Source organism: Thauera sp. SWB20, assembly GCF_000831325.1.
Taxonomy (GTDB): Bacteria; Pseudomonadota; Gammaproteobacteria; order Burkholderiales; family Rhodocyclaceae; genus Thauera; species Thauera aminoaromatica.
This window is the reverse complement of the sequence record NZ_JTDM01000015.1, coordinates 302405-320305: the sequence shown is the minus strand read 5'-3', so window position 1 is coordinate 320305 and position 17901 is coordinate 302405. Positions and strand designations below refer to the sequence as shown.

General features: G+C 70.3%; 11 protein-coding genes. 4 read left to right on the top strand and 7 right to left on the bottom strand.

Going from position 1 to position 17901, the window contains the following annotated elements; all coding sequences use genetic code 11:
- Window positions 1–115 precede the first annotated feature (115 nt).
- Window positions 116–2665 (bottom strand): MASE3 domain-containing protein, encoded by a 2550-nt coding sequence (locus PO78_RS07480; protein ID WP_043742947.1) that lies wholly within the window; start codon window positions 2663–2665, stop codon window positions 116–118.
- A 1-nt stretch (window position 2666) separates the two neighbouring features.
- Window positions 2667–5675 carry a bifunctional diguanylate cyclase/phosphodiesterase gene (locus PO78_RS07475; protein ID WP_012584970.1) on the bottom strand — a complete coding sequence of 1003 codons (3009 nt, stop codon included), beginning with the start codon at window positions 5673–5675 and terminating at the stop codon, window positions 2667–2669.
- Between the two features lie 247 nt (window positions 5676–5922).
- Between PO78_RS07475 and PO78_RS07470 the strand changes: the two genes are divergently transcribed.
- Window positions 5923–6501 carry a flavin reductase family protein gene (locus PO78_RS07470; protein ID WP_004309126.1) on the top strand — a complete coding sequence of 193 codons (579 nt, stop codon included), beginning with the start codon at window positions 5923–5925 and terminating at the stop codon, window positions 6499–6501.
- A 39-nt stretch (window positions 6502–6540) separates the two neighbouring features.
- Here the strand turns inward: PO78_RS07470 and PO78_RS07465 are convergent, their stop codons facing one another.
- The 3 genes from PO78_RS07465 to PO78_RS07455 all read right to left on the bottom strand — a co-directional run bounded on the left by PO78_RS07465 (window position 6541) and on the right by PO78_RS07455 (window position 10052).
- The gene (locus PO78_RS07465) at window positions 6541–7149 is read right to left on the bottom strand and encodes a PEP-CTERM sorting domain-containing protein (RefSeq protein ID WP_043742945.1); all 609 of its coding nucleotides are present in this window, start codon (window positions 7147–7149) and stop codon (window positions 6541–6543) included.
- A 159-nt stretch (window positions 7150–7308) separates the two neighbouring features.
- On the bottom strand, window positions 7309–9006 hold the full coding sequence (locus PO78_RS07460) for a diguanylate cyclase domain-containing protein (RefSeq protein ID WP_043742944.1): 1698 nt from the start codon (window positions 9004–9006) through the stop codon (window positions 7309–7311).
- A complete protein-coding gene (locus tag PO78_RS07455; protein WP_004309123.1) occupies window positions 9003–10052 on the bottom strand; it encodes an ABC transporter substrate-binding protein in 1050 nt (349 codons plus the stop codon). The genes PO78_RS07460 and PO78_RS07455 overlap by 4 nt, the downstream gene beginning before the upstream one ends.
- Window positions 10053–10301: 249 nt before the next feature.
- Between PO78_RS07455 and PO78_RS07450 the strand changes: the two genes are divergently transcribed.
- Both PO78_RS07450 and PO78_RS07445 read left to right on the top strand, forming a co-directional pair.
- Window positions 10302–11324 carry an ABC transporter ATP-binding protein gene (locus tag PO78_RS07450; RefSeq protein ID WP_012584971.1) on the top strand — a complete coding sequence of 341 codons (1023 nt, stop codon included), beginning with the start codon at window positions 10302–10304 and terminating at the stop codon, window positions 11322–11324.
- Entirely contained in the window at window positions 11321–12082 is a 762-nt protein-coding gene (locus tag PO78_RS07445; protein WP_043742942.1) for an ABC transporter permease, read from the top strand. The genes PO78_RS07450 and PO78_RS07445 overlap by 4 nt, the downstream gene beginning before the upstream one ends.
- A 254-nt stretch (window positions 12083–12336) precedes the next feature.
- On the opposite strand, the gene PO78_RS07440 is transcribed toward PO78_RS07445, so the two are convergent.
- Together PO78_RS07440 and PO78_RS07435 are read right to left on the bottom strand one after the other, a co-directional pair.
- Window positions 12337–13647: a Glu/Leu/Phe/Val family dehydrogenase gene (locus PO78_RS07440; protein ID WP_043742941.1), complete on the bottom strand. Its 1311-nt coding sequence runs from the start codon at window positions 13645–13647 to the stop codon at window positions 12337–12339.
- A 274-nt stretch (window positions 13648–13921) separates the two neighbouring features.
- On the bottom strand, window positions 13922–14827 hold the full coding sequence (locus PO78_RS07435; protein WP_004309117.1) for a LysR family transcriptional regulator: 906 nt from the start codon (window positions 14825–14827) through the stop codon (window positions 13922–13924).
- Between the two features lie 310 nt (window positions 14828–15137).
- Between PO78_RS07435 and PO78_RS07430 the strand changes: the two genes are divergently transcribed.
- Entirely contained in the window at window positions 15138–17900 is a 2763-nt protein-coding gene (locus tag PO78_RS07430; RefSeq protein WP_043742940.1) for a bifunctional diguanylate cyclase/phosphodiesterase, read from the top strand.
- Window position 17901: the final 1 nt, after the last annotated feature.

Sequence of the window (17901 nt, the reverse complement as noted above, 5' to 3'; positions counted from 1 at the left end):
AGCATCTGCTGCTGCGGGCAATAGGACAGATAGCTCGTCATCTCGACAGTCTACCGGCCCCGAAACGCCCGCGAGGACTTAACTCACCGACGCTTGGCTTCTGCCGCGCAGACTCCTAGGCCGGCGGGGTCTCCACCCCGGCTGCAGCTTCCGGCGCGAACATCACCCAGCGGTTGCGCCCGGCGCGCTTGGCGCGGTAGAGCGCCTGGTCGGCCTCGCGCAGCAGCTGTGCGCCATCCTCGACGCCGTGCCGGTACGCGCTCGCGCCGATGCTCGCGGTGACGCGGGCGAAGCGCCCGCCGGAGAGCGCCACCGGCGCGCGCGTCACCTCGAGCACGCGCTCGAGTGCCGGGCGGAAGTCGCCGTCTACCAGCAGCAGGACGAACTCGTCGCCGCCGAGGCGGGCCAAGGTCTCGCCCGCGCGCAGGATGTGCTGCATGCGCTGCGCGAGCTCGACCAGCAGGCGGTCGCCCTCGGCGTGGCCGACGCTGTCGTTGACCGGCTTGAAGCCGTCGAGGTCGAGCATGCACACGACCAGCGGCTTGCCGCGGCGCGCATTGCCCACCGCTTGCTGCAGGCGGTCGTCGAGCAGGCGGCGGTTGGGCAGGCCGGTGAGGGCGTCGAAGTTGGCGAGCGAGCTGAAGTGGTCGCGCTGCGCCATCAGCGTGCTGATGTCGGTGAACACGCCGACGTAATGCTCGATGCGGCCGGACTCGTCGAGCACGGTGGACATCGACGCCTTCACCACGTAGATCTCGCCCGATGAATGGCGGTTCCAGATCTCGCCCTGCCAGCGCCCGTCGCGCGCCAGGCTGGCGTACATCTCGGCGAAGAAGGCCGCGTCGTGTCGGCCCGAGCCGAGCTCGCGCGGGTTGCGCCCGAGCAGGGACGCCTTGGCATGCCCGCTGAGCGCCTCCATCGCCGGATTCATATCCACGATGCGCACCGCGGCGTCGGTGACCAGGATGCCCTCCTCGCTGGCGTCGAAGACGCGTGCGCCCAGGCGCAGGCGCTCCTGGTCGCGGTGCGTCCCGGTCTCGTCCCGGAGATAGCCGAACCACTCGCCGACGCCGTCGGTCCGCGGCTGGCAGCGCGCCTCGCCGCGCATCCGGCGTTCGCCGTACAGCGGGTGCACCACGCGGAAGGAGGCGTTCCAGTCGTGCATGCCGTGGCGCGCATGGCGGATCTCGTCCCGCACCCGTGCGCCGTCGTCGGGATGCAGGCGGGCGTAGAAGGCTGCGGCGTCATGCTCCACCTCTTCTGCGCGGCAGCCGATCAGCGCCTCGATCTGGCGGCCGACGTAGGGGAAGCTCACCTTGCCGTCGTCTTCCACGCGACACTCGAAGAGCACGCCGGGCACGCTCTCCGAGAGCTGACGCAGGCGCTTCAGCGCCCCGGCGCGCTCCTGCTCGGCGCGGTAGCGGTCGGTGATGTCGATATGCGTGCCGAACATCCACTCCGGCGCGCCGTCGGCGGTGTGGGTGCGCAGCACGCCGCGATCCTGCACGTGGATCCAGTGCCCGGCGCGGTGGCGCATGCGGGTCTCGTGCTCGTAATACGGCGTCTCGCCGCGCAGGTGACGGCGCACCGCGGCATCCGAGTCGGCGAGGTCGTCCGGGTGGGCGAAGCGCCGCCAGGTGTCGATCGACAGCGGTTCGAGCTCGTCGAGGCGATAGCCGAGCATCTCCGCCCAGCGCGCGTTGAAGATCGTCGCCCCGGTCTGCACGTTCCATTCCCAGGTGCCGGCGCGCGTGCCCGCGAGGATGGACTCCAGGCGCTGGCGTTCGTCGGCGAGGCGCGCGGAGTTGTCCGCGAGTTCGTGCCGCGAGCGTTCGAGCGCGGCATAGGGGCGGCGGATGCCGTCCACCACCAGCGCGCGGAAGAGGAGGGCGTGCGCGGCGATCTTGTAGAGATGGCCGGCGAGGTTGTACAGGTCGGTGACCTGCGCGTACATCGTGAAGAAGAGCTCGCTCAGCGCCATCAGCCCGGCCGCACCGAACAGGGCGGGGGCGTCGAAGCCGCAGGGCGCGCGCATGCGGCGCAGCAGCAAGGCGGCGGATGCGGCGAACAGCAGCACCAGGCCGATCTCGATGCCGATCTTCAGCCCCGTCAGCCCCTGGCCCGGGATGAAGGTGCGCGGCGCCCACTCGGGCCGCGGCAGGAAGAGCGCGTGCGCCAGGCAGAGCGCGTGCGCCAGGCCCACGTAGGCGCCCACCGCGAGCAGCAGCAGGCCGGGAGACAGGCCGGGGCGCACCCGCCACGGCAGCAGCACCGCCGTCAGCATGCCGAGCGCAGCCAGCAGGCGCGCGGCGATCCAGAAATCGATCGCCTTCTCGGGGCTGCTCGGCGTGATGAAGTCCGGCATGCCGAGGTAGGACAGCATGTGGGTGAAATCCAGCACCGCCACACCGAGGAAGCAGCACCCCAGGATGCGCGTGTTGGCCGCCGCGCTGCGCTCGGGCGTCAGCCATGCGACCGCGAACACCAGCACGGCGGCGACGATCGAGGCGGTCTCCAGCGCCAGGTGCAGCGGCAGGTAGTGCGCCAGCCCGGCGGCCCAGCGCGTGGGCAGCCACCACAGCGCGAGCACGCCGGCGAGGCCGACGCCGAGCACGCCGAGGCTGCGCGGCGCGGCGCGGGCGTGGGTCGGGTGGACGTACGCCATCTCAGCCTGCCTTCCAGTCCTCGATCGGAACCGGCCGGCCGAACAGATAGCCCTGGAACAGCTCGCAGCCGCGCGTCAGCAGCAGCTCGTGCTGGGCGGCGGTCTCGACACCCTCGGCCACCACCTTCAGGTCGAGCGAGCGGCTGAGCGCGAGGATCGCGCGCACGATCGCCTCGCTGCTGGTGTCCTTCTCCATGTCGCGCACGAACATCTGGTCGATCTTGAGCTGGTCGAAGGGCAGGCGCTTGAGATAGGACAGCGAGGAATAGCCGGTGCCGAAGTCGTCGAGTGCGAACCTCACCCCCAGGGCCTTGATCTGGCGCATGCGCAGCACCGTGGTCTCGATGTCGCCGATCACCACGCTCTCGGTGAGCTCGATCTCGAGGCCGCCGGGGCGGATGCGGTGGCGCTCGATCGCCGCCGCCACCTTGCCGACGAAGTCGGGCTGGTGGAACTGGCGCGCGCTGACGTTGATCGACAGGCTCAGCCCGGCCGTGGAGGGCGTGCGCTGCCATGCACGCAGTTGCGCACAGGCGGTCTCCAGCACCCACTCGCCGATCGGCACGATGAGGCCGGTCTCCTCGGCGAGCGGGATGAAGGCGGCGGGCGAGATCATCTCGCCCTCGGCGTCGAAGCAGCGGATCAGCGCCTCGGCGCCGATCACGCGGCCGTTGCGGTCGAGCTGCGGCTGGTAGTACAGGCGGAAGCCGTTGCAGGCCAGCGCCGCGCGCAGCTTCAGCTCCAGCTCGGCGCGCGCGGCCACCACCGCCTGCATCGCCTCGCTGAAGAAGCGGATCAGGTTGCGGCCGTCGTCCTTGGCGCGCGCCACCGCCACCTCGGCCTGCTTGAGCACCGCGTCGGCCGCCGCGTTGCGGCCGCGGAACAGGGTCAGGCCCAGGCTCGCGCCGACGTGGTAGGGGCCGCTCGCGAGGCCGAGCTCGCAGGGCGCGGTCACGCAGCGGTGCAGGTGCTCGGCGATCTTCTCGGCGCGGCCGATCGCTTCGTCGCGGTCCGCGCCCAGGTTCTCGACCACGATCGCGAAGTCGTCGTCGCCCACCCGCGCCACCGTGTCCTCCTCGCGCAGCGCGCCGCGCAGGCGCTGCGCCACCTCGCGCAGCAGGGCATCGCCCACCTCGTGGCCCTGGGTGTCGTTGAGCAGCTTGAAGTGGTCGATGTCGAGCAGCATCAGCATGCCGCTCGCGCCGCTGCGCGCGCTCGCCGCGATGGCGTGGCGCAGGCGGTCCCACATCAGGCTGCGGTTGGGCAGGCCGGTGAGGGTGTCGTAGTAGGCGAGCTGGCGGATGCGCGCCTCGGCCTCGCGGCGCCCGGTGATGTCCTCCTTGATCGCCACATAGTGGCTGACGCTGCCGTCGGCCTGCTTGATCGGCGCGATCGTGGCGAGCTCGGTGTAGGTGCCGCCGTCCTTGCGGGTGTTGATGAACTCGCCGCGCCACACCTCGCCGCGGCCGAGCGTGGCCCACAGGTCGGCATAGGTGGCGGCGGAGGTCTTGCCGGCGTTGAGCAGGCGCGGGTTCTGGCCGATCGCCTCTGCGGCGGTGTAGCCGGTGGTGCGCACGAAGGCCTCGTTGACATACTCGATGCGACCATCGGTGTCGGTGATCACGATCGTGTTCGGGCTCTGCTCCACGGCCAGTGCGAGCTGGCGCAGGCGCAGCTCGACCTCCTTCTGCGCGGTGATGTCCTGGCCGATCGAGTGCACTTCGACGCAGCGCCCCTCCTCGTCGAGCACCGGCAGGTCGAGCCAGCGCAGCCAGCGCGTGCGGCCGTCGGCCTGGCGGAGGCGGCGATCGGTGGTGAGCGTGCCGGCGCCCTGCAGCATCCGCGCGATGGCGGCGTGGACCTCCGCGCGCTTCGCCTCCGGCACGTTGTCGATCCAGCGCGTGCCCGGCAGGGACGCGGCCTCGGTGCCGAGCAGTTCGGCGTAGCGCTCGTTGCAGGTCAGCAGCGTGGTATCGGGCCGCCAGGCGCAGGTCGCCTCCCGGCGGCTGTCGATGAGGGCGTCGAAGCTGCGCTTGCTGCGCGCGAGCTGGCGGCGGCTGCGGTGCAGGGCAGCCTGCAGCGCCAGCAGCAGGCCCAGGGTGGCCAAGGCGATGATCGTGGCGACGGTCGCGGTCTGCCGCCAGGGCGCGAATTGCTCGGAGATCGCGCGGCCGATCACCACGTAGAAGGGGTAGTCGCGCAGCGCCTGGAAGGCGAAGCTGCGCTCGACTTCGTCCGCGATGCCGACGTAGCGCGCGCTGCCGGACGTCTCGCCGCGGCGGATGGCCAGGAAAGGCTCGGTGCTGGTGATGTCGGCGACCCGGCTGGCGCCGTGGTCCGGCAAGCGCAGCACCAGGCGGCCGTCGTCGCTGCGCCGGATGCTGACCATGCCCTGGCGACCGGCGTCCACCCCGAGCAGCAGGTCCTGCAGGCGCTGCAGGTCGAGCGCGACCGCGACCACGCCGACGAAATCGCCCGCCGGGTTGCGGATCGCTTCGTAGGCCACCACGACCTCGCGCGGGCCGGCCTTGTAGATCACGGGCTCGGAGAAAGCGAGCGCGTCCTGGCGGTGTTCGCGGGCGTGGCGGAAATATTCGCGGTCGCCGATGTCCCATTGCGGCGGCGTGTCGAGGGTGCTGGCCAGGATCTTGCCCTGCGCGTCGGTCACCAGGATGGCGACGGCTTCCGGAAAGCCGCGCGCCAGATGCTGCAACTCCAGCTGCAGCTGCACCAGCGAGGCCTCCCACGCGGGGGTGCCCGCGTTCTCGTGCAGGCCGATGCGGATGTACTTGTCGCGCATGAACCCGATGCTCATCTCGATGCGGCGCAGCGCGCCCTCGATCTGCGTGGCCAGCACGCGCACCTCGTTGCGCGAGGCGGTGGTGGTGATCGTCTCGGCCGAGCGGTGGGAGAACAGCAGGAAGGCGGCGAGCAGCCCGAACACCAGCAGCACCGCCACCGCCGCCTGGACCAGCGGACGCTCGAAGACGCCGCCGCGCGGGGCGCTCATCGGACCCCCTGCGCACGCGTGCTGCGCGTCGGCGCCCGGTGCGGGACGAGGAAGCGGCGCGCGGAATCGGACATGGGGAGCAATCGGACAGGGAACAAGCCGCAATTATCCGGACAGCAGCAGACAGGTCACTGCACTATGTCACGACGGGCGACGCAAATCCGCCCGGCATGCGAGCGGGACACGCACGGCGCGGTCCGCGATTCATGGAAAATGGCGGCCTCTTCGATCCTCCGCGGAAGCCACCATGACCCCCACCTTCGCCCCCGTCGCCCTCGAACACGCCAGCCGGCTCCTCAACCACGGACCCACGGTGCTCGTCACCAGCGCCCAGGGGGGTCGGCGCAACGTGATGGCGGCGGCGTGGTCGATGCCGGTCGAGTTCTCTCCGCCGCGCATCGCCATCGTGATCGACAAGCGCACCTTCACCCGCGAACTGATCGCCGCCAGTGGCTGTTTCGGAGTGTGCATCCCGGGCGCGGCGCTCGCCGACCTGACGTTTGCGGTGGGCAGTTGCAGTGGCCGCGAGGGCGACAAGTTCGCGCGCTTCGGCATCGCGGCGCTCGCGGGGCCCGTGCTGGGCGTGCCGCTGATCGAGGCCGGCTGCGCGGCGTGGATGGAGTGCCGCCTGATCCCCGAGCGCCACACCGAGGACGCCTACGACACCTGCTTCGCCGAGGTCGTGGCCGCGGCCGCCGACGCGCGGGTGTTCTCGTCCGGGCGTTGGGACCTGCGCGCCGACAACGCCGAACTGCATACGCTCCACCACCTCGGCGCCGGCAACTTCGCCCGCGCCGCCGACGTCGTCCGCGCACGCCCTCTGTAGGCGCGCCGGCAGGCGCGATCGGCCGGACGAAACCGGTCTTTACCCGCCGGAAGGGGGCGGTCCCTTGGGCGGTGCGGCGATCGCCATGCGCAGTCCCCACAGGCCCAGCAAGGCGAGGCCGAGGAGCGCGAGCACGCCGGGCTCCGGCACGGGCCTGCCGACGGTGGCCGCCGGTGCGCTCGCATCGGGGTGGGTCACGAAGCCGATCGTGAAGGGCGGATCGTCCGCCACGCAGCCTTGTGCGGACGCACAAACACCCAGCAGGTAGTTGCCCGGCGCCAGCATGTCGACGGAGAAGTCCAGCCAGCCCTCGGAGATGCACGGGTTGGGCGGATACTCGGCGCTGCCCACAAAGCAGGCCTCGTCGGGCAGGCCGCTCTCTCGCACCAGGCGGATCGGCAGGGCTTCGTCGTCGAAGCCGTCGAGGCGGGCGAGGATCGCAAGCGGGCCGCCGGCGAAGTGGAAGCGGAACACGTCGATGCTGTCGTCGCCGCCGATGCTGCCCTGGATGCGTTCGATGGAGGTTCCGACCACGTCCTGCGGCGAGGCGAAATCACCGGCGTCGCCGCGTTCCTGGAACACCGCGCCGGCGTGCGCGGCGAACGGGATGCAGCACAACAGCAGGCTGCAGAGGATGCGCGCGATCATGCTGGCCTCCTTGCTCCGGAGTGTCGGGTACTGCCCTCCCTTGGGGTGAAGCATTCGCCGTGCCCGACGATCAGGCCATTGATTATCTGCGCCTATTTTTGAAGGTTCGGCACCGGGTGTAAAAAATTCCGACACTTCCATGCCGGCCAGCGGCCGGTTTCAGCTGTGCCGCCGTGCCTTGCCTTCGGCCTTGTCGCGGTACATCGCGGCATCGGCGTGGCGGGCGAGGGTGGTGGAGTCGCTGCCGTCCTGCGGGTAGTGGGCGAGGCCCATGCTCACCGAAACCGCGAGCTCTCCACCGTCGATCATGAACGGGCGGTCGATCGCCGCGCGGATCTTGTCCGCGACCACTCTGGCGTCTTCGGCCGACGCGATCCCGGGCAGCAGCACGACGAACTCGTCGCCGCCGATGCGCGCCGCGGTGTCGGACTCGCGGATGCTCTGGCGGATGCGTGCCGCCACGCCTTCGAGCACGCGGTCGCCGACGACGTGGCCGAGGCGGTCGTTGATCGGCTTGAAATCATCGATATCGACGAACAGCAAGGCCAGCCCGCCGTCGTCGCGGCGGGCGGACGCGAGCGCCACCGCCATGCGGTCGTCGAAGAGCGCGCGGTTGGGCAGCCCGGTGAGCGCGTCGTGGCGGGCGAGGTGCTCGAGCTCGCGGCGGCGGTGCTCGAGCTCGGCCAACTGCTGCCCGATCTGGGTGCGCAGCTCGGCGAAGCGGCGGGCGAGGGCGCCGATCTCGTCCTGACGCTCGACCGGCAGCGCCGGGGCCTGGTCGTTGTCGTAGAAGTTCTGCACCGCGGCACCCAGCACCTCGATCGGATGGGTGATCGCGCGGGCGAGGATGGCCGCGAGCAGGATGCCGGTGAGGCTCATGCCGATGACGATCTGCAGCATGATCCCGCGCAGCGGATCGAGCTCGGCGAGCACGGCGGCGCGTGGGCGCGCGAGGCCGAGGATGAAGGCGCCCTCTTCGGTGCGCAGCTGCACCCGCGCGGCGATGAAGGCGGCGACCAGCGGCGCCTGCGCGTGCTCGCCGGCATCGCTGTCGATCATCGACTCGCCGCTGCGGCCGTCGATCACGGCCTGCGTGGCGGGGAACTCGTCCTGCACCCGTACCCGGCGTCCCTTGTCGAAGCCGAAGGTGCGCGCGGGGTCGGGGTGGATCAGGTAGTCGCCCGCGCTGTTGGCGAGGTAGAGCAGGAAGTCGGCGGGCAGGTCGGCGGCGAGCAGGGCGAACACGCCGTTGAGGTCGATGCTGCCCACGATCACCCCGCGTGGCCGGCCCGATTCGTCGACGACCGGGGTGGCGAGCTGCACCGCGGGCCGGCCGAGGGCGGCGTGCGAGCCACGCTCGCGATTGATGCTCACGCGCGACATGTAAACCTCGCCCGCTGCCAGCGCGAGGGCGTCGAAGACGTAGGGGTAGTGGCCCTTTTCCTGCAGCGCGTCGCCGTCCACGCGCAGCAGTGCGTCGCCGTCGCGGTCGATCCGCACGCGCTCGAGGCCGTGGTCGGCGGCGCCGATCAGGCGGAGCTGGAAGTAGGCGCGGTTGGCCGCCATCGGCAGGGCGAGCAGGGTCGCGAGCTGCGTCGCAGCCTGCGGGTCGTCGCTCTCCAGCGCCGCGAGCGCGGCCGGGTGGCGGGCGAGCGCGAGCAGGGTGCGCGAGATGTCCTCGCGCACCTGCGTGATGCGCTGCGCGAGCACCCGGGTGGAGGTGAGCAGCTCGGTACGCGCGCTGTCCACCAGCACGGTCTCGCTGGCGCGCTGGGCCTGGAAGGCGGTGATGCCGGCGGAGAGCATGCCGGACAGGGCGAGTACGATGCCAAGACGGGCGGCGATGCCGAATCTCATGGCGCGAGCACCCTTGCGCCGCGGTCGCCGGAGAGGATGCGCTCCCACAGCAGGTTGCGGCGTTCGACGTCCTCGACCGGTTCGAGCCAGACCAGGCGGTCGGTTTCGGCCTGGTGCGGCGCCGGGTCGCGGGTGTTGTCGAGGCCGTGGCGCGCGCTCAGCACGTGCGCCGGGCCGGTGCCGAGCAGGTGGTCGATCCACGCCAGCGCGAGCGCCTGGTTACGTGCGCCGCGCGTCACCACCCAGCAGTCGAGCCAGGCGAGCGCGCCTTCGCGCGGGATCGCATAGCCCACGTCCGCCCCCGCTGCGCGCAGGAGCTGCAGCTGCTGGGTGCCGTAATTGGCGTACATCAGCGCCGCGCCGCGGCTGACGAACAGATGCGCGGATTCTTCCGGCTGGGCGTAGAAGGTCAGCAGGTTGCGGCGCAACTCGACCAGACGCTCGACCGCCGGCGCCCAGTCGGCGGCGTCGAGGCGGAAGGGCGATGCCTTGCCCAGCATCTGTGCGGCGAGCGAGAAGTTGTGCGAGCCGCTGTTGTACACCAGCACCTTGCCGCGGTAGCGGGCGTCCCACAGCGCGGCGATGGACTGGGGTGGCGCGTCGAACTGGCGCCGATCGTAGATCAGGCCCATTTCGGCCCAGGCATAGGGGATGGCGTACAGCTTGCCATCGCGAGTCGTGCCGGGCAGCGTTGCCGGGTTGCGGAAGCGCGGCAATTGCGCACCGAGGTTGGGCAGCGCGGCCGGATCGATCGCCACGGCCACGCCGCGGTCGATGTAGCGCTGCAGCTCGGCGGTATTGACCGCGAACACGTCGTAGTCGGTCGCGTCGTTCGTGCTGAGCTTCTGCCACAGCGTTTCGTCGGAATCGACCTGGGTGACTTCGACCCGGGCGCCGGTGCGGGCCTCGAAGGCCTGCACCACGTCGGCGTCGGCATAGCCCGGCCAGCTCAGCACGCGCAACACCTCGGTCGCGCAGGCCGTGCCGGAGAGTGCGAGCGCGAGCACAAGCCAGGGGAGGCGATGCAGGCTCAAGCGACGAAGCATGACGGATCGGCTCCTGGATCTGGCGGCGGGGAAGGATCTTGGGGGGTGCGAGGCAGTTTAAGCGCGCCGAGCCTGCCGCGGAAGCGCGCCCGACGGCTGGCCGCCAGCCGCCGCCGGGCGGTGGACGGGCCGCCCATGCTGGAGCGCCGCAAGTCGCGATCGCGGCCTTGGGGCACTCCGCTGCCGCTCATCGTGCCCGGTGCCGCTCGATCCTGCGGGCCGCCTCGTCGATCTGTTATCTTCGATCCCATGGACCCCATCATCTCGATCTCCGCTCTGTCCAAGACCTACGCCTCCGGCTTCTCCGCGCTGAAGGGTGTCGACCTCGACATCCGCCGCGGCGAGATCTTCGCGCTGCTCGGGCCCAACGGCGCGGGCAAGACCACGCTGATCAGCATCGTGTGCGGCCTGGTCAATGCCAGCTCGGGCAGCGTGCGGGTGGATGGTCACGACATCGTGCGCGACTACCGCGCCGCGCGCGCCCTCGTCGGCCTGGTGCCGCAGGAACTCACCACCGACGCCTTCGAGACGGTGTGGAACACGGTGAGCTTCACGCGCGGCCTGTTCGGCAAGCCGCCCGACCCGGCCTACATCGAGCAGCTGCTGAAGGACTTGTCGCTGTGGGCGAAGAAGGATGCCAGGCTGATGATGCTCTCGGGCGGCATGAAGCGCCGCGTGCTGATCGCCAAGGCGCTCTCGCACGAGCCGCGCATCCTCTTCCTCGACGAGCCCACCGCCGGGGTGGACGTGGAGCTGCGCCGCGACATGTGGCAGCTCGTGCGCCGCTTGCGCGACAGCGGCGTCACCGTGATCCTGACCACGCACTACATCGAGGAGGCGGAGGAGATGGCCGACCGCATCGGCGTGATCGCCAAGGGTGCGCTGATCCTGGTCGAGGACAAGGCCGTGCTGATGACGAAGCTCGGCGGCAAGCAGCTCACGCTGCAACTGGCGGCGCCGCTCGCCGAGGTCCCGCCCGCGCTCGCGCGCTACGGGCTGGTGCTGGGCAAGGGCGGCAAAACGCTGGTCTATCGCTACGAGCTCGGCAGGGGCGAAGGCGGGGAAGGGGGCGAGGGCAGCGATCCGGCAGGCGATGGCGCGATCGCAGGCTTGCTGCAGGACCTCGCCGCCGCGGGGATCATGTTCACCGACCTGCACACCACCCAGCGTTCGCTCGAAGAGATCTTCGTCAGCCTGGTGAGCGAGCGCGAAGCGCCGGGTACGGACGAGCGGGGCAACCGGGCCGAGGCCGCAGGGGAGGGCGCACGATGAACTGGCACGCGGTCCGCGCGATCTACCTGTTCGAGGTGGCGCGCACGAAGCGCACGCTGCTGCAGAGCGTGCTGGCGCCGGTGATCACCACCTCGCTGTATTTCGTCGTCTTCGGCTCGGCGATCGGCGCGCGCATCCCCGAGATCGAGGGCGTGAGCTACGGCGCCTTCATCGTGCCCGGCCTGATCATGCTCAACCTGCTCACCCAGAGCGTGTCGAACGCCTCCTTCGGCATCTTCTTCCCGAAGTTCTCGCGCACGATCTACGAGATCCTGTCGGCGCCGGTGTCGCACTTCGAGATCGTGCTGAGCTACGTGGGCGCGGCGGCGACCAAGGCGGTGATCCTGAGCCTGATCATCCTCGCCACCGCCACCTTCTTCGTGCCGCTGCGCATCGAGCATCCGCTGTGGATGATCGCCTTCCTGCTGCTCACCGCGATGAGCTTCAGCCTGCTCGGCTTCATCCTCGGCATCTGGGCGGACAACTTCGAGAAGCTGCAACTCGTGCCGCTGCTGATCATCACCCCGCTGACCTTCCTCGGTGGCAGCTTCTACTCGATCGACATGCTGCCGGCGGCGTGGCGCACGGTGTCGCTGTTCAACCCCGTGGTTTACCTGGTGAGCGGCTTCCGCTGGAGCTTCTACGGCAGCGCGGATGTGGCGGTGGGGGTGAGCCTGGCGATGACGCTGCTGTTCCTGGCGGTGTTCGTGGGGGTGGCGACCTGGATGTTGAGGACGGGGTATCGGCTGAAGCCTTGAGGGGCGCAGGCCCGCCGACGGGCGTCGCATCCGGGGTGCCGCATCCCGGGCGTCGGAATCGCGACTTGCGTCGCTCCCACGGGAGATTCCGGACCGGTGCGTTTTCCGGTCACCGCGGCGATTCCGTCTACCGCCGCGGGTCCGTGCTTCTCCCGTGGGAGCGACGCAAGTCGCGATTGCAGCGGTGACGGATCGCCACCACTGCAATCGCTTGCGACGGAGGTGCCGCGGCGCAAGGCCCGGCGCCTCGCCCCTTACGGGTACAGCCCGCGCTCCGCGCGCGCCTCCAGCACCCGCGCGCAGGCGATGATGAAGGCGGCGGTGCGCAGCGACACCTGCTTCTCCTGGGCCACCTTCCAGATCGCGGTGAAGGCGGCGACCATGATGCGCTCGAGGCGCTCGTTGATTTCGTCCTCGGTCCAGAAGAAGCTGGAGAAGTCCTGCACCCATTCGAAGTACGACACGGTGACGCCACCGGCGTTGGCGAGCACGTCGGGCACGACCAGGATGCCGCGCTCGTGGAGGATGTCGTCCGCGGCCGGGGTGGTCGGGCCGTTGGCGCCCTCGACGACGATGCGTGCACGCGCGCCGGCAGCCCGCTCGACGGTGAGCTGGCCTTCGAGCGCGGCAGGGACGAGAAACTCGCACTCGAGGCGCCAGAACGCCTCGGGGTCGATCGGCGCGGCGCCGGCGAAGCCCTTCAGGCCGCCGTTCGCGGCGGTGTGCTCGAGCGCGGCGGGGATGTCGATGCCGGCCTCGTTCACCAGGATGGCGGTATGGTCGGCGATCGCGATCACGCGCGCGCCGGCGTCGTGGAACATGCGCGCGCCGATGCCGCCGACGTTGCCGAAGCCCTGCACGACCACGCGCGCGCCCTCGATCGGCAGGCGCAGGTGGCGGGCGGCCTCGCGCGCGGCGATGAAGACGCCGCGGCCGGTGGCTTCCTGGCGGCCCAGGCTGCCGCCGAGCGCGATCGGCTTGCCGGTGACGACGCCGGTGGCGGTGCCGCCGCGGTTCATCGAGAAGGTGTCCATCATGATCGCCATCGTCATCGCGTTGGTGCCGACGTCGGGCGCGGGGATGTCCTTGTCCGGGCCGATGATGATGCCGATCTCGGAGGTGTAGCGGCGGGTGATGCGCTGCAGCTCGCCCTTGCTGACGCTCGCCGGATCGACGCGGATGCCGCCCTTGGCGCCGCCGAAGGGGAGCCCGACCGCGGCGTTCTTGATCGTCATCCAGCCGGCCAGCGCCATCACCTCGTTGAGGGTGACGTCGGGGTGGAAGCGCACGCCGCCCTTGCCCGGGCCACGCGACAGGTTGTGCTGCACGCGGTAGCCCTCGTAGTGGGCGACGGTGCCGTCGTCGCGCTCGATCGGCACATCCACGATCAGCGCGCGCTTGGGATGCTTGAGGGTCTCGATCCAGCGTTCGAGCGCGCCGAGATGGGGGCGCACGCGCTCGATCTGCTCGACGAAGCTCGCCCACGGCTCGGGGGCGGCCGGGTTCAGGTAGGAAAGGCCGCCGACGTGGTCGAGGGCCGCCTTGTCTTGTGGTGTCGCACTCATCTGTCTGCCTCGTGTGGTGTGAGAAGGTGCGCGCATTGTGTGGATTGCCCTGGCCCGAAGGCATGCCGTTGCTACATCGGGTCATGCGTCTTGCGCATAGGGTGGCCGGAGGGGCCGGTGAGTCGGTGTGCAGCCGCGTGCCTCGGCTACCCGCGGCGCTCGGGTTCTGGCGCAGGAGCGACGCGAGTCGCGATTGCGGCGAGTCGGATCCCGCAGGATGTTGATCGCGGGCGGGCCGCCGCAATCGCGACTTGCGTCGCTCCTGCAGCGGTTCCTACAGAGGCTTTGCGGCGAGGTGCTGCCACAGGCGCAGCAGCTCGGGCTTGGTGTTGGCGCGGTCGCGGTAGAGGCGGACCTCCATCTCCAGGCTCCACTCCGGGCCGCCGGCGACCACCACCTCGCCGCGTTCCACCTCGCGCGCGACCGCGCTCGCGGGCAGGAAGGCGAGGCCGTGACCGGCGAGCAGCATGGCCTTGAGGCTCTCGGCCATGTCGGACTCGTACTGCAGGGCGAGGTGGGCCGGATGGGCGGCGCGGTCGAGGATGGTGTCGACCATGCGGCGCAGGTAGGTGTTGGGTCCGTAGCGCAGGAAGGGGATGGGCGCCTCGGCCGAACCGGGCAGCTGCCAGCCCGCGCTGCGCGCGAGCCGGCGCGGCAGGTAGGGGCGCACGCGCTCGACCGCGAGCTGGATGCCTTCGAAGCGCGCGGGATCGAGCCACACCGGGTGGGTCGGATGGTGGTAGCACAGCAGCAGATCGCAGCCGCCTTCCACCAGCATGGTCACCACGTCATGCACGTTGCCCGCGATCAGCCGGGTGGGGACCTCGCCGAACTCGGCCTTGAGCCGCCCCAGCCAGGTCGGGAAGAAGGCGAAGGCGAGCGTGTGCGGGACGGCGAACACGAGCGCGTCGCCCGCGGTCGTCTGGTGGCCGCGCACCAGCGCGCGCGCCGCATGCAGGCGGTGGATGAGATCCGCCGCCGGTCCCTTGAAGGCCTCGCCCGCTTCGGTGAGCCGGGTCGGGAAGGTGCTGCGGTCGACCAGCGCCACCCCCAGCCAGGCCTCGAGCGCGCGGATCCGGCGCGAGAAGGCGGGCTGCGAGACGTGGCGCTGCTCGGCCGAGCGCGAGAAGCTCCCGCTGTCGGCGAGGCTGAGGAAATCTTCCAGCCATTTGAGTTCCATGGGCGGGCCCTGCAGGGGGAGAGACCCCATTGTATGCAGGAAATCCGCCGGCGTTCCCCGCGTACCGCCGCTCGGCGCCCGTCGCCCATCGGGCCCGGTGCTCGCCGGGCCGGGGCAGGACGCGCGCGGCCGAAATGCCCGGGCATGCATTCGGGATTCGCAGGCCCCATAATGGGGCGTTTCGTGAACTGGTTCGCATGATTCAGGTAACCGGGCGCGACTGCGCCGCAAAATTGCGGCAGAGTTCGCGCACTGTCCCAATCCCCCATGCGCCGGAGAGCCCCCGTCGACGCCCGTCGCGGGACGACCGATGATCCGTACCTCGCTCAATTTCCGCCTGTGGCTGACGATCGCGATCGCGGTACTTCCGGTGCTGCTGTTCGTCTTTTTCGACTTCCACGAGCGCCGTGAACAGGCGGTGGCCGAGACCCGCGCCGAGATCGCGCTGCGCCTGGCGGATGCGAACCGCGAGGCGCAGGCCGCGCATCGCGCGGTCGCGTTGGTGTTGCGGATCATGGCGCGCTCCAACGACCTGCAGGCTCTGGATTCCGCGCAATGCTCGGGCATCGCCGGGCGCCTGCTCGAGTCGCTGGACGGTTTCGCAAACATCGGCGCCGCGCTGCCCGACGGGGAGATCTTCTGCAGCGGGAGGCCGATGAGCGCCCCGGTGACGGTGATCGATCGCGCCTGGTTCCGCACTTCTCTCGACAGTGATGAAATTTCCCCCGGGGAGTTCGTCATCGGCAGGGTGTCGGGAACGCCGGGCATGGCTTTCGGCTACCCGCTGCGTGCGGCGGACGGCACGCTGCGTGCGGTGATCTTCGCCACCATCACGGTGGCGTGGTTCGATCGCCTGATCGAAGGGTTCCGCCTGCCTGAGGGTTGGGAGGCGAGCGTGATCAGCAATTCCGGCCTGGTGCTCGCGCACCAGCCCGAGCGTGCGCCCGAGGGCTGGCGCGCGCACAAGGTCCCCGCGACGACGCTCGCGCGCATGGCCGCCGTCGTGCGCGAAGAAGGCGGCGTCGCCGAACTCGCCGGCATCGATGGCGTGCAGCGCCTGTACGGCATCGGCGTGCCGGATTTTGCCCCTGGCAGCGGCTTTTTCGCGATCGGTGCGCCGCTGGAGCGCTCGCTGGAGGCGGTGGGGCAGCGCCTGCTGATGTACCTGGCCCTGGTCGCGGCCATCGCGCTGGCCTCCGCGCTGATCGCGCGCTTGTACATCTACCGGCTGATCGAGGTGTGGGCGACGCGGGTGCGCGGTGCGATTGCCGAGATCGCCGCCGGGCGGCGCGATGCGCGCATCGGGCAGGCCACCGGCGTTGCCGAGCTCGACGCGCTCTCCGAGGGCATCGACCAGATGGCGTTGGAGATCGGCAGGCGCGAGGGCGAGCTGCAACGCCTGTCTATGGTGATCGAGCAGAGCCCGGAGTCGATCGTCATCACCGACACCGCGGGGTGCATCCTGTATGTGAACGAGGCCTTCCAGCGCATCACGGGCTATGCGCGCGACGAGGTGCTCGGACGCAACCCGCGCATCCTCAACGGCGGGTTGACGCCGCGCGCGACCTACGAGCAGATGTGGGCGACCTTGCTTGCAGGCGAGGTGTGGCGCGGCGAGTTCCACAACGTCCGCAAGGACGGCTCCGCCTATCTCGAGCTGGCGACGATCGCGCCGATCAAGGACGCGGGCGGCACGGTCACCCACTACGTGGCGGTCAAGGAGGACATCACGCAGCGCAAGCAATCCGAGGCGCTGCTGCACCGGCTGGCCTACTTCGATGCGCTGACCGGGCTGCCCAACCGCGCGCTGCTGCACGACCGCATCGCCCAGGCCATCCGCAGCGGTGTGCGCCGCGAGAGCTTCGGCATGCTGATGCTGGTCGACATCGATCGCTTCCGCCAGCTCAACGACACCCTCGGTCACGCCGCCGGAGACCGCCTGCTGTGCGAGGTCGCGGCGCGCCTGCGCGCGGGCGTGCGCGAGGAGGACACGGTCGCGCGCCATGGCGACGACGACTTCGCCGTGCTCGTCGAGCGCATCGGCGAAACCGAGGCCGATGCGCTGAGCCACGCCGAGCACGTCGCACGCAAGCTCCAGCGCGCGCTGCAACAACCCTATGCGCTCGGTGGCACGGAGGGCGACCGCCACTTCGCGACGCTGAGCTTCGGCATCAGCCTGTTCCACGACGGCGTGAGCTCGCTCGAGAGCCTGCTCAAGCAGGCCGAGGTGGCCTTGTACCGGGCCAAGCAGGACGGGCGCGACATCGTGCGCTTCTTCAACCCCGAGATGCAGGCGGTGGTCGATGCCCACGCCCGTCTCGAGGCCCGCATGCACGAGGCGCTGGAAGCGAATGCCTTCCGGCTCTTCTTCCAGCCCCAGGTCAACCGGCGCGGCGTGGTGATCGGCGCCGAGGCCCTGCTGCGCTGGCCGCTCGACGGTGGCGCCATGGTGTCGCCGGCCGAGTTCATCCCGCTCGCCGAGGACACCGGCCACATCGTCCGTCTCGGCTTGTGGGTGCTGCGCAGCGCCTGCGCCCAGCTCGCGCGCTGGCAGATGAACGAGACCACCCGCCACCTCAAGATCGCGGTCAACGTCAGCGCGCGCCAGTTCCACCAGCCCGACTTCGTCGCCAGCGTGAAGGACACCGTGCGCGCCGCGGGTGTCGACCCCTGCCGCCTGGAGCTGGAACTCACCGAGAGCGCCATCCTGTCGGACATGGACGAGACCATCCGGCGCATGAACGAGCTGCGCGCGCTCGGCATCCGCTTCGCGCTCGACGACTTCGGCACCGGCTACTCCTCGCTGTCCTACCTCAAGCGCCTGCCCTTGGACCAGTTGAAGATCGACCAGTCCTTCGTGCGCGACATGGCCGAGGACGAGGGCAGCGAGGCGATCGTGCTGGCGATCCTGTCGCTGAGCCACGCGCTCGGCCTGGAGGTGGTGGCCGAAGGAGTGGAGATGCCGGAGCAGCGCGACTTCCTGCGCCACCACGGATGCGACTGCTTCCAGGGCTACCTGTTCGGCAAGCCGCTGCCGATGGAGGCCTGGGGCGACTTCCTCGAGATGATCTGAG

Bases quoted from the DNA above. Each gene is read 5' to 3' on its own strand.
- PO78_RS07480 (WP_043742947.1), bottom strand. From the start codon at position 2,665: ATGGCGTACGTCCACCCGACCCACGCCCGCGCCGCGCCGCGCAGCCTC.
- PO78_RS07475 (WP_012584970.1), bottom strand. From the start codon at position 5,675: ATGAGCGCCCCGCGCGGCGGCGTCTTCGAGCGTCCGCTGGTCCAGGCG.
- PO78_RS07470 (WP_004309126.1), top strand. From the start codon at position 5,923: ATGACCCCCACCTTCGCCCCCGTCGCCCTCGAACACGCCAGCCGGCTC.
- PO78_RS07465 (WP_043742945.1), bottom strand. From the start codon at position 7,149: ATGATCGCGCGCATCCTCTGCAGCCTGCTGTTGTGCTGCATCCCGTTC.
- PO78_RS07460 (WP_043742944.1), bottom strand. From the start codon at position 9,006: ATGAGATTCGGCATCGCCGCCCGTCTTGGCATCGTACTCGCCCTGTCC.
- PO78_RS07455 (WP_004309123.1), bottom strand. From the start codon at position 10,052: ATGCTTCGTCGCTTGAGCCTGCATCGCCTCCCCTGGCTTGTGCTCGCG.
- PO78_RS07450 (WP_012584971.1), top strand. From the start codon at position 10,302: ATGGACCCCATCATCTCGATCTCCGCTCTGTCCAAGACCTACGCCTCC.
- PO78_RS07445 (WP_043742942.1), top strand. From the start codon at position 11,321: ATGAACTGGCACGCGGTCCGCGCGATCTACCTGTTCGAGGTGGCGCGC.
- PO78_RS07440 (WP_043742941.1), bottom strand. From the start codon at position 13,647: ATGAGTGCGACACCACAAGACAAGGCGGCCCTCGACCACGTCGGCGGC.
- PO78_RS07435 (WP_004309117.1), bottom strand. From the start codon at position 14,827: ATGGAACTCAAATGGCTGGAAGATTTCCTCAGCCTCGCCGACAGCGGG.
- PO78_RS07430 (WP_043742940.1), top strand. From the start codon at position 15,138: ATGATCCGTACCTCGCTCAATTTCCGCCTGTGGCTGACGATCGCGATC.